This is a genomic window from Pseudomonas sp. NBB (assembly GCF_032701105.1).
GTDB classification, from domain to species: Bacteria; Pseudomonadota; Gammaproteobacteria; order Pseudomonadales; family Pseudomonadaceae; genus Aquipseudomonas; species Aquipseudomonas asiatica.
The window spans coordinates 3235224-3254340 of sequence record NZ_CP103994.1; the positions used below are offsets into that span (position 1 = coordinate 3235224).

13 protein-coding genes are annotated in these 19117 nt (G+C 63.4%); 10 read left to right on the top strand and 3 right to left on the bottom strand.

The window, feature by feature from the left end:
• The first annotated feature begins 57 nt into the window (after positions 1-57).
• The 5 genes from mexE to NY023_RS15240 all read left to right on the top strand — a co-directional run bounded on the left by mexE (position 58) and on the right by NY023_RS15240 (position 8826).
• Positions 58-1299, top strand: coding sequence for a multidrug efflux RND transporter periplasmic adaptor subunit MexE (gene mexE / locus NY023_RS15220; RefSeq protein WP_013972812.1), 1242 nt, complete (start codon positions 58-60; stop codon positions 1297-1299).
• Positions 1300-1311: 12 nt separating this feature from the next.
• Positions 1312-4491 carry an efflux RND transporter permease subunit gene (locus tag NY023_RS15225; protein WP_013972813.1) on the top strand — a complete coding sequence of 1060 codons (3180 nt, stop codon included), beginning with the start codon at positions 1312-1314 and terminating at the stop codon, positions 4489-4491.
• Positions 4488-5903 (top strand): efflux transporter outer membrane subunit, encoded by a 1416-nt coding sequence (locus NY023_RS15230; protein ID WP_013972814.1) that lies wholly within the window; start codon positions 4488-4490, stop codon positions 5901-5903. The genes NY023_RS15225 and NY023_RS15230 overlap by 4 nt, the downstream gene beginning before the upstream one ends.
• A 169-nt stretch (positions 5904-6072) precedes the next feature.
• The gene (locus NY023_RS15235; RefSeq protein WP_013972815.1) at positions 6073-7128 is read left to right on the top strand and encodes a tetratricopeptide repeat protein; all 1056 of its coding nucleotides are present in this window, start codon (positions 6073-6075) and stop codon (positions 7126-7128) included.
• 81 nt (positions 7129-7209) lie between these two features.
• Positions 7210-8826 carry a response regulator gene (locus NY023_RS15240; RefSeq protein WP_013972816.1) on the top strand — a complete coding sequence of 539 codons (1617 nt, stop codon included), beginning with the start codon at positions 7210-7212 and terminating at the stop codon, positions 8824-8826.
• Between the two features lie 6 nt (positions 8827-8832).
• Here the strand turns inward: NY023_RS15240 and NY023_RS15245 are convergent, their stop codons facing one another.
• Positions 8833-10863 (bottom strand): PAS domain-containing sensor histidine kinase, encoded by a 2031-nt coding sequence (locus NY023_RS15245; RefSeq protein WP_013972817.1) that lies wholly within the window; start codon positions 10861-10863, stop codon positions 8833-8835.
• A gap of 211 nt (positions 10864-11074) precedes the next feature.
• Between NY023_RS15245 and NY023_RS15250 the strand changes: the two genes are divergently transcribed.
• Positions 11075-11761 carry a type 1 glutamine amidotransferase domain-containing protein gene (locus NY023_RS15250; protein ID WP_015270546.1) on the top strand — a complete coding sequence of 229 codons (687 nt, stop codon included), beginning with the start codon at positions 11075-11077 and terminating at the stop codon, positions 11759-11761.
• A 126-nt stretch (positions 11762-11887) separates the two neighbouring features.
• Entirely contained in the window at positions 11888-12673 is a 786-nt protein-coding gene (locus tag NY023_RS15255) for a CSS-motif domain-containing protein (protein ID WP_023663070.1), read from the top strand.
• A 38-nt stretch (positions 12674-12711) separates the two neighbouring features.
• On the opposite strand, the gene hppD is transcribed toward NY023_RS15255, so the two are convergent.
• A complete protein-coding gene (gene hppD, locus NY023_RS15260; protein WP_013972820.1) occupies positions 12712-13788 on the bottom strand; it encodes a 4-hydroxyphenylpyruvate dioxygenase in 1077 nt (358 codons plus the stop codon).
• A 299-nt stretch (positions 13789-14087) separates the two neighbouring features.
• On the opposite strand from hppD, the gene NY023_RS15265 reads away from it, so the two are divergent.
• Both NY023_RS15265 and rarD read left to right on the top strand, forming a co-directional pair.
• A complete protein-coding gene (locus NY023_RS15265; RefSeq protein ID WP_013972821.1) occupies positions 14088-15674 on the top strand; it encodes a cyclic diguanylate phosphodiesterase in 1587 nt (528 codons plus the stop codon).
• Positions 15675-15706: 32 nt separating this feature from the next.
• The gene (rarD, locus tag NY023_RS15270; RefSeq protein WP_013972822.1) at positions 15707-16594 is read left to right on the top strand and encodes an EamA family transporter RarD; all 888 of its coding nucleotides are present in this window, start codon (positions 15707-15709) and stop codon (positions 16592-16594) included.
• On the opposite strand, the gene NY023_RS15275 is transcribed toward rarD, so the two are convergent.
• On the bottom strand, positions 16557-18128 hold the full coding sequence (locus tag NY023_RS15275; protein WP_013972823.1) for a TerC family protein: 1572 nt from the start codon (positions 18126-18128) through the stop codon (positions 16557-16559). The two genes, rarD and NY023_RS15275, sit on opposite strands and share 38 nt — an antisense overlap.
• Positions 18129-18523: 395 nt before the next feature.
• On the opposite strand from NY023_RS15275, the gene NY023_RS15280 reads away from it, so the two are divergent.
• The gene (locus tag NY023_RS15280; RefSeq protein ID WP_013972824.1) at positions 18524-19105 is read left to right on the top strand and encodes a LysE family translocator; all 582 of its coding nucleotides are present in this window, start codon (positions 18524-18526) and stop codon (positions 19103-19105) included.
• The last annotated feature ends 12 nt before the right edge of the window (positions 19106-19117 follow it).

Below are 19117 nucleotides of genomic sequence, written 5' to 3' on the forward strand. Positions count from 1 at the left end.
CCTCACGCGCAAGACACTCACACTCCGCCCACTACTAATACATTGGCGGAGTTCTCCATGGAACAATCATTCAAACCCTTGCGCTTCCCCCTCGCTGCCCTGGCAGTGGTGGTGATCAGCGCTTGTGGCCGAACCCCAGACGCAGTGCAGGCTCCCACCGCGCCGAAGGTCAGCGTGGCCAAGGTGATCGAGCAACCGATCAATGAATGGGACGAGTTCACCGGCCGCCTCGAAGCGCCGGAAGCCGTCGAGGTACGCCCACGGGTCTCCGGCCAGATCGACCTGGTAGCCTTCACCGAAGGCGCCCAGGTCAAGAAAGGCGACCTGCTGTTCCAGATCGATCCACGCCCGTTCCAGGCAGAGGTCCGCCGCCTCGAAGCCCAACTGCAGCAGGCCAAGGCCACCGCCATTCGCAGCGCCAACGAAGCCCGCCGTGGCGAACGCCTGCGTGACAGCAACGCCATTTCCGCAGAACTGGCCGAATCGCGTAGCAGCGCCGCCGCCGAAGCCCGCGCCGGGGTCGACGCGATCCAGGCCCAGCTCGACCTGGCACGCCTGAACCTCAGCTTCACCCGTGTCACCGCGCCCATCAGCGGCCGTGTCAGCCGCGCCCAGTTCACCGCCGGCAACATCGTCACCGCCGATGTCACCCCGCTGACCAGCGTGGTCTCCACCGACAAGGTCTACGCCTACTTCGACGCCGACGAGCGCGTGTACCTCAAGTACACCCAGCTGGCCCGCGAAGGCCAGCGCGGCCAGAGCACCCCGGTGTACCTGGGCCTGACCAACGAAACCGGCAACCCGCACCTGGGCCAGATGAACTTCGTCGACAACCAGGTCAACCCGCGCACCGGCACCATCCGTGGCCGTGCGGTGTTCGACAACAGCGACGGCCAGTTCACCCCAGGCCTGTATGCACGCCTGAAGCTGGTGGGCAGCGCCCAGTACCAGGCCGTGCTGATCAACGACGAAGCCGTGGGCACCGACCTTGGCAAGAAGTTCGTGCTGGTCATGGACAAGGACAACAAGGCCGCCTACCGCGCCGTGGAGCTGGGGCCGAAGCTGGAAGGCCTGCGCATCGTGCGCAGCGGCCTGGGCAAGGACGACCGCATCGTGGTCAAGGGCCTGCAGCGTGTGCGCCCTGGCTCACCGGTCACCCCGGAAGAGACACCGATGGCCAGCGAACAGACCCTCGCCGCCCTCGCCCAGCAGCGCCAGGCCCTGGAGGCCAGCAACCCGGCGCCGAAGGTGGCGGGCAACAACGTGAAAGTCGCCAGCGCCCAGGCGCCACGCGGTTAAGGGACCACACCGATGAACTTCTCGAAATTCTTCATTACCCGGCCAATTTTCGCCGCGGTGCTGTCGCTGGTGCTGCTGATCGCGGGTTCGATCTCGCTGTTCCAGCTGCCGATCAGCGAATACCCCGAAGTGGTGCCGCCCACCGTGGTGGTGCGCGCCAACTTCCCCGGCGCCAACCCCAAGGTCATCGGCGAAACCGTCGCCGCGCCACTGGAGCAGGCGATTACCGGCGTGGAGAACATGCTGTACATGTCCTCCCAGTCCACCGCTGACGGCAAGCTGACGCTGACCATCACCTTCGCCCTGGGCACCGACCTGGACAACGCCCAGGTGCAGGTGCAGAACCGCGTCACCCGTACCCAGCCCAAGCTGCCAGAGGAAGTGACCCGCATCGGTATCACGGTCGACAAGGCCTCGCCCGACCTGACCATGGTCGTGCACCTGACCTCGCCGGATAACCGCTACGACATGCTCTACCTGTCCAACTACGCCATCCTCAACATCAAGGATGAGCTGGCGCGCCTGGGCGGCGTGGGCGATGTGCAGCTGTTCGGCATGGGCGACTACTCGCTGCGCGTGTGGCTGGACCCGAACAAGACCGCTTCGCGCAACCTCACCGCCAGTGATGTGGTGGCTGCGATCCGCGAGCAGAACCGCCAGGTGGCCGCCGGCCAGCTGGGCGCCCCACCCGCCCCGGGTTCGACCAGCTTCCAGCTGTCGATCAACACCCAGGGTCGCCTGGTGAATGAGGAAGAGTTCGAGAACATCATCATCCGCGCCGGTGCCGATGGCGAAATCACCCGCCTGAAGGACATCGCCCGGGTCGAACTCGGTTCCAGCCAGTACGCCCTGCGCTCGCTGCTGAACAACCAGCCGGCGGTGGCCATTCCGATCTTCCAGCGCCCAGGCTCCAACGCCATCGAGATCTCCGACGAAGTGCGGGCGAAGATGGCCGAGCTGAAGAAGGACTTCCCCGAGGGCATGGACTACAGCATCGTCTATGACCCGACCGTGTTCGTCCGTGGTTCCATCGAAGCCGTGGTACACACCCTGTTCGAAGCGCTGGTGCTGGTGGTGCTGGTCGTCATCCTGTTCCTGCAGACCTGGCGTGCCTCGATCATCCCGCTGATGGCCGTGCCGGTATCGCTGATCGGTACCTTTGCCGTGATGCACCTGTTCGGCTTCTCGCTCAACGCGCTGTCATTGTTCGGCCTGGTCCTGGCCATCGGTATCGTGGTGGACGATGCCATCGTCGTGGTGGAGAACGTCGAGCGCAACATCGGCCTGGGCCTGAAACCGCTGGAAGCCACGCAAAAGGCCATGGGCGAAGTGACCGGGCCGATCATCGCCACCGCCCTGGTGCTGTGCGCGGTGTTCGTACCTGCTGCGTTCATTTCCGGCCTGACCGGGCAGTTCTACAAGCAGTTCGCTCTGACCATCGCCATTTCCACGGTCATCTCGGCATTCAACTCGCTGACCCTGTCGCCGGCCCTGGCAGCCGTGCTGCTGAAGGACCACCATGCGCCCAAGGACCGTTTCTCGCGGTTCCTGGAAAAACTGCTGGGCAGCTGGCTGTTCGCCCCGTTCAACCGCTTCTTCGACCGCGCTTCCAACCGCTACGTCGGCGGCGTGCGTCGGGTCATCCGCTCCAGCGGCATCGCCCTGTTCGTGTATGCCGGCCTGATGGGCCTGACCTACCTCGGCTTCTCGTCCACCCCGACCGGTTTCGTGCCGGCCCAGGACAAGCAGTACCTGGTGGCGTTCGCCCAGCTGCCTGACGCGGCCAGCCTCGACCGCACCGAAGCGGTGATCAAGCGCATGAGCGAAATCGCCCTGAAGCAGCCTGGCGTGGCCGACTCGGTAGCCTTCCCTGGCCTGTCGATCAACGGTTTCACCAACAGCCCGAACAGCGGCATCGTGTTCACCCCGCTCAAGCCGTTCGACGAGCGCAAGGACCCGAGCCAGTCGGCGGCGGCCATCGCGGCTGCACTGAATGCCCAGTTCGCCGACATCCAGGACGCCTACATCGCGATCTTCCCGCCACCGCCGGTACAAGGCCTGGGCACCATCGGCGGCTTCCGTCTGCAGATCGAAGACCGTGGCAACCTGGGCTACGAGGCGCTGTACAAGGAAACCCAGAACATCATCGCCAAGAGCCACAACGTGCCGGAACTGGCGGGCCTTTTCACCAGCTACCAGGTCAACGTGCCCCAGGTCGATGCCGCCATCGACCGGGAAAAGGCCAAGACCCACGGCGTGGCGATCACCGACATCTTCGACACCCTGCAGGTCTACCTGGGCTCGCTGTACACCAACGACTTCAACCGCTTTGGCCGTACCTATCAGGTCAACGTCCAGGCCGAGCAGCAGTTCCGCCTCGATGCCGAGCAGATCGGCCAGCTGAAGGTGCGCAACAACCTCGGCGAGATGATCCCGCTGGCGACCTTCCTCAAGGTCAGCGACACCTCCGGGCCTGACCGGGTGATGCACTACAACGGTTTCATCACCGCCGAGATCAACGGCGCCGCGGCACCGGGCTACAGCTCCGGCCAGGCCGAAGCTGCCATCGAGAAGCTGCTGAAGGAGGAACTGCCCAACGGCATGACCTTCGAGTGGACCGACCTGACCTACCAGCAGATCCTTTCGGGCAATACCGCGCTGTTCGTGTTCCCGCTGTGCGTGCTGCTGGCCTTCCTGGTGCTTGCCGCCCAGTACGAAAGCTGGAGCCTGCCGCTGGCAGTGATCCTGATCGTGCCTATGACCCTGTTGTCGGCCATCACCGGGGTGATCGTGTCGGGGGGTGACAACAACATCTTCACCCAGATCGGTCTGATCGTACTGGTGGGCCTGGCGTGCAAGAACGCGATCCTGATCGTCGAGTTCGCCAAGGACGAACAGGCCAAGGGGCTCGACCCGCTGGCTGCGGTACTGGAAGCCTGCCGCCTGCGCCTGCGGCCGATCCTGATGACCTCGATCGCTTTCATCATGGGTGTGGTTCCACTGGTGTTCAGCTCCGGTGCCGGTTCTGAAATGCGCCATGCCATGGGCGTGGCGGTGTTCTCGGGAATGATCGGGGTTACCGTGTTCGGCCTGTTCCTGACCCCGGTGTTCTTCTTCCTGATTCGCCGTTTCGTCGAGCGTCGCCAGGCCCGCAAGGCCGAACGCGCCCAATCGCTGGAGAGCCATGCATGAACCTGCTCAAACCCTTGACCCCGAGCTTGCTGGCGCTCGCCTTGTCGGCCTGTGCAGTAGGCCCGGACTACCAGGCGCCAGCCACCGAGCCCGCGCAGCTGGCCAGCGACATACAGACCAAGGCCTACGACCGTAGCCGTTTCGAAAGCCTGTGGTGGAAGCAGTTCGACGACCCGGTGCTGAACCAGCTGGTGCAGGCTTCGCTGGATGGCAACCGTGACCTGCGCGTGGCCTTCGCCCGCCTGAAGTCGGCCCGTTCGATCCGTGAAGACGCCGAGAACGATCAGTTTCCGGTGGTCACCAGCCGCGCCAGCAGCGACATCGGCAAGGGCCAGATCCCCGGCCAGACCACGCAGCGGGTAAACAGTGAGCGCTACGACCTGGGCCTGGACATGGCCTGGGAGCTTGACCTGTTCGGCCGCATCCAGCGCCAGATCGAAGCCAGCGAAGCCCAGGAAGCAGCAGCCGCGGCCGACCTGCAGCAGCTGCAGGTCAGCCTGATCGCCGAACTGGTGGATGCTTACGGCCAGCTGCGTGGCGCGCAGTTGCGCGAGAAGATCGCCCTGGCCAACCTCAAGACCCAGCAGGAATCGCGGGCCATCACCGAAACCCTGCGCGATGCCGGCGTGGGCAACGACCTTGATGTGGTGCGGGCCGACGCGCGCCTGGCCGGGGTTGAAGCCACCGTACCGCAACTGCAGGCGGAACAGGCACGGGCCCGGCATCGCATCGCCACCCTGCTCGGTCAGCGCCCCGAGGCGCTCAGCGTCGACCTGTCGCCCAAGGCACTGCCGGCCATCGCCAAGGCGCTACCGGTGGGTGACCCGGGGGAACTGCTGCGCCGCCGCCCGGACATCCGCAGCGCCGAACGCCAGCTGGCGGCTGCCACCGCCAACGTTGGCGTGGCCACGGCCGACTTGTTCCCGCGCGTCAGCCTCAGTGGCTTCCTCGGCTTTACTGCTGCACGTGGTTCGCAGATAGGTTCCTCGGCAGCCAATGCCTGGGCGCTGGGCCCGAGCATAACGTGGGCCGCCTTCGACCTGGGCAGCGTGCGCGCCCGACTGCGCGGTGCCAAGGCCGATGCCGAAGGGGCACTGGCCAACTATGAACAGCAGGTATTGCTGGCCCTGGAAGAATCGGCCAACGCCTTCAGCGACTACGACAAGACCCAGCAGCGGCTGTTGTCGCTGATGCGCCAGAGCGACGCCAGCCGCAAGGCGGCGGAACTGGCCTCGATTCGTTATCGCGAGGGTACGGTGGACTACCTGGTGCTGCTCGATGCCGAGCGTGAGCGGCTGAGCGCTGAAGATGCGCAGGCCCAGGGTGAAGTCGAGTTGTACCGCGGCATCGTCTCCATCTACAAGGCCCTGGGCGGCGGCTGGCAACCGGAGACCGTAGCCAGCGCGCGCTGATACACCCGCTTCAACGACTCCTTTGGTTGGCCCCTCCCCCAACCGTTTGCCCCGCAGGCCTTGGTCCGCGGGGCTTTTTTATGCTGATTGAGGGTGTGTGCAGGGACCTGGTTGCATTTACCACCCGGCTAGCCCAAGCTCTGCCCTTCCCGCCGCCCCGGATCGTCCGATGCACAGACGCAACCGCTACCTGATCGCCCTGCTGCTGTTGATCCTGGTATCGGCCCTGTTCGGCTACCTGTGGCGCGACGCTCCGCCAGCCCCGCCTACCCTGCCTGCGCACAGCTACGCCAAGGCCCTGCGCCAGGCCCATGAGGGCCAACCCGGCGCTGCACGGGTGCTGTACCAGCAACTGCAGCGCACCGACCTGCCGCCCATTCGCCGTGCCGCCTTGTATGCCGAACTGCCAAACTACCCTTCGCCCCAGGCATTGAAACTCGCCCGTCAGGACCTCGAGCATGCCGACCCGCAGGTGCGCCGTGCAGCCATTGCCGGTATTCGCCGCCTGCTGCCGGCGGCGCAGCGCAGCCTGGTACTCGGCCCACTGCTGGACGACGACGAGCAAAGCGTGCGCTTTGCCGCGGTAGATGCCCTGCTCGGCCTTGCTCCGGATGACATCGGCCTTTATTTCGGCCCGCTACAGGTCGCCCTGGAGCAATACCAGCAGGCCCTCGAGCAACAACCCGAAGACGCCGACGCCCAAGTCCACCTGGCGCGCCTCTATCTGCACGAAAACGACTACACCCTGGCCGACACCGCCCTGCAGCGAGCCCTGGCGGTAGCGCCAGGCAACCTCGACGCACTGGCGACTCAGGTACGCCTGCTGGAGCGCCAGGGCTATCACGACGCCTCGCGTCAGATACTGGGCAAAGCCCTTGCGCTAAGCCCCGATTCGGCCTTTCTGCAGTACGAACTGGGGCTCTGGCTTAACCGTCACGAACAGCGCGAATACGCACTGCTGGCCTTGTCCCGTGCCGTCGAACTGGACCCGGACAACGCCGACTACCGCTATACACTGGCAGTCACCTTGCATGAACTGGAACAACTCGACGCCGCGCAAAAGCAACTGGAAATCGTGCTCAACCGCCAGCCGGCCAATCGCCGGGCACGGGTGTTGCTGATTAAGTACTGGAAGGAAACCGGCCAGTTGCAGAACGTGCAGGTGCTGCTGGCCGAGCTGGAGCGGCAGAATCCGGACGACCCAGTGTTGCAACAGGGCCTGTAGGCAACGTCCGAAAATTTGTTGAACCCCGGGGCTGTGCCCAGGGTCCAGTGGATATCGGACCACCCTTCAGGAGAGTGTGTTGTGGCCAGTTCGTTGGCGCTGGACGAACGTGCATTGATCCTGGCGCCCCCGCCAATAGCCGCAGATACTGCTCGCCTGCTCGCTTCTGCGGGCATCGACAGCCTGTGCGCGGTCGACCTGGCCAACCTGCAAGCCTGCCTGGCCGAAGGCGCAGGCCTGGCGATCATTGCCGAGCAAGCGTTCAAACAGGGCCCAAGTGCATTGCTGCAAGAATTCATCGACCAGCAACCGTGCTGGTCGGACCTGCCCATCGTGCTGCTCGGTCAAGGGAGCCAAGCGGCCAAGGGCTCGACCAACCTCCCGGTGGGCAACCTGGTCCTGCTGGTCGCACCATTCGAAAACGCCCAGCTGCTGCGCATGACCCAGTCCGCCCTGCGCAACCGGCGTCGGCAGTATCTGGCACGCGACCAGTTGCAAGACCTGCAGCAACGCCTTGACGCCAAGGCCGCACCTCCCGGCGAAGACCAGCAACGCAGCGAGTTTGCACGCCACCAAACGCGCAAGATGGAGGCCATCGGCCAACTGGCTGGGGGGGTCGCCCACGACTTCAACAACCTGCTCACCAGCATTGGTGGCAGCTTCGAGCTGATTGACCGGCGCTTGCGACAGGGTCGCAGCGATGGCCTGGACAACGTGCTGCGCATGGGCCGCGAGGCAGTGTCACGCGCCGCGCGCCTGACCCACCGCCTGCTGGCCTTCTCTTCTCGGCAATCGCTGCACACCCAGCAGGTCGGCCTGCACGACCTGCTCCAGGCAAAACGCCTGAAGGCTTGCGTGACCCCGACCGTGACCCTGCAGGTGCAAATCGCCAAGAACCTGTGGTCGGTCGAAGCCGATGACCAACAGTTACAGGAGGCCCTCGATAACCTGTTGCTCAATGCCTGCGAAGCCATGCCCAATGGCGGCCAGCTGCGCATCGAGGCAAGTAACCAGCACATCGGCGCCGGGCAATTCGCTGGCGGTGCCCTGTGCGCCGGCGACTATGTACGCCTGCGAGTCATCGATGACGGCCAGGGCATGGCGCAAAGCACGCTGGAGCATGCCTTCGAGCCGTTCTTCAGCACCAAGGCGATCGGCCAGGGCATCGGCCTTGGCCTGTCGATGGTTTACGGCTTCAGCAAGCAATCCCACGGACATGTCACCCTGCACAGCCAGATCGGCCAAGGGACCCGGGTGGACCTTTATCTGCCGCGCCATGTCGACCAGGGCCAGGCACCTGTCAAACCCGTACAACCCGTGCGAGGTTACCAGGGCCATCACGTGCTGGTAGTCGAGGACGACCCCCATGTACGCCAATTGCTCTGCCAGGCCCTGCGCGAGGATGGCTTCGCCTGCCACAGTGCCGCCGACGCCAATGAGGGCCTTAAGGTACTGCGTTCGACACAACCGGTGGATCTGCTGATCAGCGATGTCGGCTTGCCCGGCATGAATGGCCGCCAGTTGGCCGAGATTGCCCGCAACCTGCGCCCACGCTTGCCAGTACTGTTCATCACCGGCTATGCAGAAACCGCCATGGCCCGCGAGGGCTTCCTGGAGGCGGGGATGCACCTGATCAGCAAGCCCTTCGAGCTGAAGCAGCTGCAGGCCCAGGTGACCCAGATACTGGGCAAGCCCTGAACCGCTTCACTCCTCGAGCATGCGTAGCGCCTCATCCACCAGGTCCGCCAGCGGGAACGGCTTGTTCATCAATGCCGTGCCCGGCTGCTCGAGCAACTGCGCTTCGATCGGCTGCCCCGCATAGCCGGTAATGAAAAGGATCTTCTGCAACGGCAGCTGCATGCGCATGGCCTTGGCCACCTGGCGGCCACTGAAACCACCCGGCAAGCCAATGTCGGTGATCACCAGGTCGAACGGGCCGTCATGGCGGAAGCGCTCCAGTGCGCTATTGGCGTCGCCCACATCAATGACTTCGAAACCACGTTCGGTCAGGTACTCGCACATCACAGCACGCAAACCGAGCTCGTCATCGACCAGCAACAGGCGCTGCCTCCCGGCCATGCGCTGCGTCCGTTGCACAACCGCAGGCGCCTCGGGTACCGGGTCATGCCACCTTGGAAAAAGCATGCAGACCTTGGTGCCCTGGTTCGGCGCCGACTCGATCCAGGCGTAGCCCCCCGACTGGCCGACAAACCCATACACCATCGACAAACCAAGGCCTGAGCCACGCCCGACCGGCTTGGTGGTGAAGAACGGTTCAAAGGCCCTGGCAATGTCCACGGCCGGCATGCCATGGCCATCATCCTCCACATACAACGCAACGTAGTCGCCTGGTGGCAGGCCGCTCTCATCCGGGAAACACCTTGTCAGCCGCTGGTTGATGCTGCGCAGCGTGACATTGCCGCGATCAAGGCATGCTTCGCGGGCGTTGGTGCAAAGATTGATCAAGGCATTTTCCAGCTGGGAAACATCAAGGTTCACCGCCCACGGCGTGACATCCAGCTGCCAGTGCAAGCGCATCTCGGCGCCCAGCGTGCTCCGCAGCAGTGGTTCGCTCAAGCGCAATTGCCGGTTGAAGTCCAGCGGCCTGGGCGCCAAAGGTTGATGACGGGAAAACGCCAGCAGGCGATGGGTCAGCTCCATGGCACGCTGCACCGAATCTCGCGCGACCTCGACATACGCCTCCACCCGCTCCAGCCGTCCTTCCTGCAGGCGCCGCTGAAGCAGTTCGAGGCTGCCACCGATGCCGGACAACAAGTTGTTCAATTCATGGCCCATGCCCCCGGCCAACTGCCCAACCACCTCCAGACGCTCGTTGTTGCGCATCAGCGTTTCGGATTGACGAGCAGCCTCCTCACGTTCCCCGGTGATATCCCGGCCAACGGCAGTCAGCAGGCTGCCATCGAACCGTGCACTCCAGCGAAAACAGTGGTAATGGCCATCGCGGTGGCGCAGGCGCGTCTCTATCTGCTCGGTATCCTGGTACTGCAGGCACCCGGAAACAGCCACCTCTACCTCAGCGCGATCTGCCGGATGTACCAGGTCCAGCACCGGAGTGCCCAGTACCTGCTCTTCAGACCAGCCCAGGATGCGATACCAGGCGGGGTTGGCGGCACACACCTTCAGCTCGGGAGTGACGGTCATCATCGCATCACGCGACAGCTGCCAGAACTGCTCGCGCTCCACCAGGTGTCGCTCGACCTGCCGCTGGAATTCTTGCGCCTGCTCCCGCCAGTGGCGATGCGCCTCGACGCTGGCCGTGGTTTCGATCACCGCGTGCAGAAACCCTGCCACGTTGCCCAGTTCATCGTGCAACGGTGTGTAACCGAACGCACACCACAACGGCTCCCCGCCTTGGCCGCAGCCAATACGCAGTGGTGGGTCCTCGACAAAGCTCGAGCGCCCCTCGAGCGCCTTGAACACCCACGGTCCCATCGCCGGCCACTCATCGCTCCACAGCGCATCGAAGGACATGCCCAATGCATCCGGAGCAACCCGCCGCAATGCCCGATAGCCTTCATTGTGGACCACGCTGAGGTCTGGTCCCCAGACCACGGCACACGGGAACGGTGACAATTGCATCATGTCGACGGCAATGCGCAACGAAGCCGGCCAGCGCGGCAGCGGCCCGAGCGGTGTTCGCCCCCAGTCGAACCGTGCAATCCGTTCGCCCATGAGGTCGACCGGTGCCAGCACAGACGGCTTCAGGATGACCATCGACGCAGGCTCGCGCGGCGTACCATTTGTGACCACTGTCGTGACTCCAGCATGATTCAGAAAAAGTACGGGCGCTGCGTGAATGTGGTTCACGTTAGCACAACACACGCCACGCAATATGGCGTACCGGCACCTGAGAGCTATGCTCATTAGGTTTTCCCTCGGGCCGGGGGAGCAACGGCCCATTCAGGTTGCCGACGGGAGCGTGGTCATGAGCAAGAAAATGCTGGTGGTGCTGACCAATACAGCCAAGTATCCGACCCTCAAGCGGGCGACCGGCTTGTGGCTGGGGGAAGCGGTGCACTTTGTCGAAAAAGTCGAAAAAGCCGGTTACGAGGTCGATTATGTCAGCCCGCTGGGCGGCTACGTCCCTGTCGACCCGCATAGCTTGCAGATGGCGCCCGACCTGGACTGGCTGTGGTATGACGACAAGCGCTTCATGACCCGCCTGGGCAACACCTTGAGCCCTGGCCAGGTGAAGGCAGAAGAGTACAGCGTCATCTACTACACCGGCGGGCACGGAGTGATGTATGACTTTCCTGACAACCAGCCGCTGCAAGAGCTGGCCCGCCGGGTGTACGAGCACAAGGGCATTGTCGCGGCGGTTTGCCATGGCGTTGTCGGCCTGCTGAACATCAAGCTCAGCGACAACAGCCTGTTGCTCAAGGACCGTCAGGTGACCGGCTTCTCCAATACCGAGGAGAAACTCGTCGAACTGGACAAGGTGGTCCCCTTCCTGACGGAAACCGAGCTGGGTGCCCGCGGTGGTACCTACAGCAAGCATGAAGACCCGTGGCAGCCGTTCGTGGTGGCCGATGATCGGCTGATCACCGGGCAGAACCCGGCCTCCACGGCCCAGTTGGCCGAAAAAGTGCTCGCCAGGCTGAAGCGAGGCTGACAACGAGGTTCTGCTTTTCTGTAAAACCGCAACACTTTTGGCCTACAGCCGGAGCATCATCAAGCACATAGGATCAGCGTTGACCTGTTCAACCCGAACAGCAAGGTTCAACGGAGCGGCGGTCCTATGGCAGCAATACCGAGTCTCGGCATCAACTGGCGGAAGTTACTGTTGATATTGTCCATCGGCGCAATACCGGTACTGTCCGGGTTACTGATGATGAACTATCAACTGGATAGAAAACTTGAGGAGAATGCCAAGGTTTCTGTTCAAGAGGCGATTTTCAGCATCGACCAGGCACTGGGCCGCATGGAAGGCGATCTGGACCTGATCCTGCCATTGGCAGGCAAGCCCTGTGACGAAGTGCTTGGTACGCTGGAGCAGAGAGTCGCCAACAGCCCGCACCTTCGCTCACTGATACTCACCCGCGACCAACAAGCGTATTGTGCGACGGACATGGACCCTTTGGCGTACAACTCGGCTTTTGCCCTGTCCGGACGGCAGACAGAGCTGGCATTCGACGCTCCATCGTCGCCTAACGCGGCGATCATCAAAGTCCAGAGACCGAACAGCGACCCTGGGATAATCGCAACAGCGTACGGTCGGCAGCTGCGTGACGAACTGCGTGCTTTCCAGGACGGCCTGACACTGCTTCTGGAATTCAGCGACCTGTATATCTGGAGCGAGGGAGACAGCCGCGACGCACAACGCCCCTCCCAGGCCGAATTCACCGAGCGATCGGTTTCCCAGAAATATGGTTACGTGGTGATCGGCGGTTACCCCAAAGGGTACGCCACCCAGGAGTTTCGCCTATCCCTGCATCAGGTACTGCCCTCGCTGGTATTGGTCGGGGTCGCCAGCATGTTCATCATGTACCTGGGCCTGACCATTTCGGGCAAGAAGAAGGGTTGATACCGCCGCCATCGAATCGTGACGGCGGTACCCTGGGGTTACTCGGTGCTCAGCACACCACGACGTACCTGGTCGCGCTCGATGGATTCGAACAGGGCCTTGAAGTTGCCTTCGCCAAAGCCGTCATCCCCCTTGCGCTGGATGAACTCGAAGAACACCGGGCCGAGCAGGGTCTCGGAAAAGATCTGCAGCAGCAGGCGCTTGTCGTCAGGCTGGGAGGCACCATCGAGGAGGATACCGCGTGCTTTCAACTGGTCGACCGGCTCGCCATGACCTGGCAGGCGCTCTTCGAGCATCTCGTAGTAGGTTTGCGGCGGTGCAGTCATGAAGCGCATGCCGAAGCCCTTGAGGGCGTCCCAGGTCTTGAGCAGGTCATCGGTCAGGAAGGCGACGTGCTGGATGCCTTCGCCGTTGAACTGCATCAGGAACTCTTCGATCTGCCCGGAGCCCTTGGACGATTCTTCGTTCAGCGGGATGCGGATCATGCCATCCGGTGCGGTCATGGCACGCGAAGTCAGGCCGGTGTACTCACCCTTGATGTCGAAATAGCGGATTTCGCGGAAGTTGAACAGCTTCTCGTAGAAGCCGGCCCAGTACGACATGCGCCCGCGATAAACGTTGTGGGTGAGGTGGTCGATGATCTTCAGGCCGGCACCCACCGGGTTGCGGTCCACACCCTCGATGAACTTGAAGTCGATATCGTAGATCGAGCTGCCTTCCTCGAAACGGTCGATCAGGTACAGCGGCGCACCGCCGATGCCCTTGATCGCCGGCAGGCGCAGTTCCATCGGGCCGGTTTCGATTTCCACCGGCTGGGCGCCCAGTTCCAGGGCGCGGGCATAGGCCTCATGGGCATTGCGCACGCGGAACGCCATGCCGCATACCGACGGGCCGTGTTCGGCAGCGAAGTACGAGGCGATGCTCTTGGGTTCGTTGTTCAGGATCAGGTTGATGTCACCCTGGCGATACAGGTGCACATCCTTGGAACGGTGGGTAGCGACCTTGGTGAAGCCCAGCATCTGGAATACCGGCTCGAGTACGCCAGGGGTCGGCGAAGCCAGTTCGATGAATTCAAAGCCCATCAGGCCCATCGGATTGTCGAAGATATCAGCCATGTTCGTGTCCTCATCTGCAGCGAAAGATTATTGATTGCGTGGGATGTGGAACGGAAACGGCGGGGAGCACGGGATACCCCGCACGCTGCGGGCGAGGAAATCACCTATTATCAGCTTGAACCCATGGTATGTCATATGGACCCATTCTCGGCGGGCTTGATCCTTCGGCATCGAAGGACCTTATTGTTGTATTCGTAAATGGATTCTACATTGCGTAAAATGGTTTGTCGCCCTTTAGTTGCTCACCGGTTCCGACAAGCGGCTATCCTCTCGTAATCCTTTATACAGATCAGGTCAGCATGCCCCTTACCGTCAAACGCCGCGCCGGCCTCGGCTGGCGCACCCTGTTGCCCTGGGTCGTCGGCGTGCTGCCCGTGGCATGCGGCCTGGCCGTGATGAACTGGCAGATCGAGCGTGAAATGCACGCCAGCAGCCAGGCTACCACCCGCCAGGTGGTGGAGCACGTCGAGCGCATTCTCGACAATCTGTCCAGCGCTGCCCATGCTCTGCTGCCGCTTGTCGACAGCCCGTGCGACGAGGTCCAGCTCATGCTGCGCGCCCAGGTCACGCGCAACGCCTTCGTACGCTCGACCAACCTGTTCCGGCACAACGCCCTTTATTGCACCTCGCTGTTCGGCGCATTCGACGAGCCGGTCAACCCCGGCGACTACATCGACGGCAAGCTGTGGCTGATGGACGGCAACTCGGTCACACCGGGCCACCCGCTGCTGGTGTATCGGGCCAGCGATGGCGACCGCGGCGCGATCAGTACGGTCGATGGCGAACACCTGCTGACGGCGCTGCGCCTGATCGGCCCCGATGAAGAGCTGCAGATCCGCGTGGGCGATGCCTGGCTGGGCAAGGATGGCATCGTGCACAAGGGCGTGCCCCCTGCCGCGGCCAGCGCGAATGTGCAGCTGGGCTCGACCCGTTACCCGTTCAGCGTGCATGGCGGCTACGGCGCCGACAAGCAGGGCCAGCTGTGGCGCAGCCACTATCCCGCCCTGTTCGGTCTGCTGCTGATACTGGGCGCGGTGGCCGGCCTGGTGTGCCGCTGGCAGGTTCGCCGCGCCACCTCGCCCCGTGCCGAACTGCGCCGGGCCCTGGAGGCCGACGAGTTCCTGCCGTACTTCCAGCCGGTAGTGCGCAAGGGCGACTACCGCTGGGCCGGCGCCGAAGTGCTGATGCGCTGGAACCACCCGCGCGAAGGCCTGGTGCGCCCCGACCTGTTCATCCCCTACGCCGAACACAGCGGGCAGATCGTCGCCATGACCCGTGCGCTGATGATGCACACCGCGCAGAGCCTGGCACCCTTTGCCGGGCTGCTGGAGGACGGTTTCCATATCGGCGTCAATATCACCGCCGACCACTGCCGCGACTTCAGCCTGCTGGACGATTGCCGAACCTTCCTCCAGCACTTCCCGCCAGGCCGGGTGGTGCTGACCCTGGAGCTGACCGAGCGCAAGCTGATCGAGCCCACGCCGGTGGCCCTGGAACTGTTCGAGAAGCTCGACGCCATGGGTGTGAAGATCGCCCTGGACGACTTCGGCACCGGCCAGTCAAGCCTCAACTACCTGCGCCAGTTCAAGGTCGATTACCTGAAGATCGACCAGAGCTTCGTCGCCATGATCGGTGGCGATGCGCTGTCGGTGCACATCCTCGAGACCATCATCGAGCTATCGGCCAAGCTGGGCCTGGGCATCGTTGCCGAGGGCGTGGAAACAGAAGCCCAGCGCGACTACCTGGCCCGTCATGAGGTGGACTTCCAGCAGGGCTACCTGTTCGCCAGGCCCATGCCGGCTGCCCAGTTCCTCGAAGCGCTGGCCGCACGCCCGGCTGCGTCGCGGTTGCCGCAAGCCGCGCCCCCTGAGATCATGCGCGGCTGATCCACCTGCTCAATTCCCTATTCGAGGCATTCGTGTCAAAAGGCATTCTTTCGTCGGTCATGGCGTCCTGTCTGTTCGCCGTGATGTACTTCTATACCTCTCTGCTCACGCCGCTCGATGGCGAGGAGATCTTTGGCTGGCGCACCCTGTTGACGCTGCCCTGCCTGACCCTGTTCATGCTTGTCTCGAAAGACTGGAAACGGGTGGGCGAACTGCTCGCCCGGGTAAAACATACGCCGCTGCTGTTGCTGGGCATGGTCGGCACATCGTGGCTGATGGGCGTGCAGCTGTGGCTGTTCCTCTGGGCGCCCCTGCACGGGCGCAGCCTTGAAGTGTCGATGGGCTATTTCCTGCTGCCGCTGGCCATGGTCCTGACCGGGCGGCTGGTGTATGGCGAGCGCCTGTCACGCCTGCAGAAGGTGGCCGTGGCCTGCGCTGCTCTGGGCGTGGGCCACGAGCTGTATCAGCATGGCAGTTTCGCCTGGGAAACCCTGGTGGTGACGATCGGCTACCCGATCTATTTCGTGTTGCGCAGGCGCTGCCGCACCGACCATTTGGGCGGCCTGTGGTGCGACATGTGCCTGCTGTTGCCATGGGCGCTGTATTTCGTGATCCAGGGTCCGCTTTCCCCTGCGGATCTGCAGGCACACCCTGGGCTGTATGCGTTGATCCCGATCCTCGGGGCGATCAGCGCCTCGGCCCTGATCGCCTACGTGCTGGCCAGCCGCCTGCTGCCTTTCAGCCTGTTCGGCCTGCTCAGCTACGTCGAGCCAGTGCTGCTGGTAGGCGTTGCGCTGTTGCTGGGCGAAACCATCGGCCCGGATCAGTGGCTGACCTACCTTCCGATCTGGGCCGCGGTGCTGGTACTGGTGATCGAGGGTTTCAAGCACCTGCTGCGTCAACGTCGCCGTTCGGTGTAAGCCGAACCTGACGCACCCGCCGCTCCTCGACCGCCTCCACGGTCAGCGTCCAGCCATTCCAGGCCAGGCGGTCACCAACCATAGGCAGGCGGTCGAGCAGGCTCATTACCAGGCCCGCGAGGGTCTGGTAGTCCTCGGTGGCGCGGGCGCAGAAGCCGGTACGTGCCTGCACCTGGCTCAGGTTCAACGCGCCGCTGACCACAAAGCCTTCACCTTCCTGAACGATGCCCGGGCCTTCGACCTCGCTGGCATCCGGCAACTCGCCGGCAATCGACTCCAGGATATCGGTCATGGTCAGCAGGCCGGTAAAGTCACCGAACTCGTTGACGACGAAAGCAATGTGCGTCGACTGGCCTCGCATCTGCTCCAGGGCATTGAGGATGCTGAAGCTCTCCAGCAGGTTCAGCGGTACTCGGGCCATGCCTTCCAGATCGGGCTGGTTGCCCGACAGCAGCTCCTTGAGCAGTTCCTTCTTGTGCACGAAGCCCAGTGGCTCGTCCACGCGGCCATCGCGGATCAGCGGCAGGCGCGAGTACGGCGAATTGGCCAGGGCTTGGGCAATGGCGTCGGCCGGCTGCGCCAGGTCGATCACATCGACCTCGGCGCGGGCGGTCATCACCGTGCGGATAGGCCGCTCGGCCAGGTTCAGCACGCCACTGATCATCACCCGTTCACGGCGGTCGAACAGCACCTGCTCCTCACCGCCTTCGACCAGGTCAGCGATTTCCTCGCCCACCTCGTCAGCCTCGACCCGGCGGCCACCCAGCAGGCGCAGCACGGCATGCGCGGTGCGCTCACGCAGCGGCCGGTGCTGCTGCAGGCTGCGCTTGCGGCGGGCACGGGCCAGCTGGTTGAACAGCTCGATCAGGATCGAGAAGCCGATGGCCGCGTACAGGTAGCCTTTGGGGATATGGAAGCCCAGGCCTTCGGCGGTGAGGCTGAAGCCGATCATCATCAGGAAGCCCAGGCACAGCATGATCACCGTGGGGTGGGCGTTGACGAAGCGGGTCAGCGGCTTGCTGGCAACGATCATGATGCCGATCGAGAAGATCACCGCGATCATCATCACCGACAACTGCTCGACCATGCCCACCGCGGTGATCACCGCGTCCAGCGAGAACACCGCATCAAGCACCACGATCTGCGCGACGATCGGCCAGAACGCAGCGTGGCGTACCGTGCCGCTGGCCTGGGCCACGTGGCCTTCCAGGCGTTCGTGCAGCTCCATGGTGGCCTTGAACAGCAGGAACACGCCACCGAACAGCATGATCAGGTCGCGGCCCGAGAAGCTCTTTTCGAACACCTCGAACAACGGCGCGGTCAGGGTGACCATCCACGAGATACTGGCCAACAGGCCAAGGCGCATGATCAACGCCAGGCTCAGGCCAATGACCCGTGCGCGGTCGCGCTGATGCGGCGGCAGTTTGTCGGCGAGGATGGCGATGAACACCAGGTTGTCGATACCCAGCACCAGCTCGAGGACGATAAGCGTCAACAGGCCCAGCCAGGCCGTGGGGTCGGCTAGCCATTCCATTAGCGGGTACTCACGAGGGCAGCGTCACGAGGACGGATGAAAGAAGGCCGGGAAGACCGGGGACTGGGGGGCTCCGCGAAGGTGCTCATATAGACCTTGTTAGCAAATTGGGAAAATGATCCTACAAGCTCAGCAGCTTTCCGTAATAGCGCAAAACTATTACAAAACCTGTAACAACCTTGTAGGAGCGGCCTTGTGTCGCGAACGGGCCGCACAGCGCCCCCCAGGTTTCAGGAGCGCTGCATCAACAGCTGGGGCCGCTCTGCGGCCCGATCGCGACACAAGGCCGCTCCTACACAAAAATGCGCTGGCCGTGCGTGAGGTACTTTTCTTCAATACCGCAGGCTGTCAATGCCCGAGCATGAAGGCCCACCTCAACCAAACGGATCCCCCTCATGAGCCTGTCCCTGTCCATGGCCGCTTTCGCACTTGCGGCCTCGATCTCCCCCGGCCCGGTCAACATCGTTGCGCTGGGCAGCGGTGCCCGCCATGGCCTGCGTGCCAGCCTGGCACATGTGGCTGGCGCCACGCTGGGCTTCTGCCTGCTGCTGGTGCTGGTCGGGCTGGGCCTGCATCAATTGTTGCTGCGCTGGCCTTTGCTGGGCCTGATTTTGCACTGGGGCGGCGTGGCGTTCCTGCTGTACATGGCATGGAAGCTGGCCAGCGACGATGGGCAACTGGGCAGTGCCCATCCCACCCAGGCTCCCTCGGCCTGGCACGGCGCGGCGATGCAATGGCTCAATCCCAAGGCATGGCTGGCAGCGGTGGCCGGGGTTGGTGCCTATACCGGCGGTGAGCAGCAGCTGCTGTGGCTGTTTGCCTGGATCTACGGGCCGATCTGCTTCATTTCAGTGGCCAGCTGGGCGTGGGCCGGGAGCGTGGTTCGCCAGTATCTGGGCAACCCACGGCACATGCGCCTGCTGAATCGGGGCTTGGCGCTGCTGCTCGTGGGCAGTGCGGTCTATCTGGTCATTTGAGCCTGGCTGCAC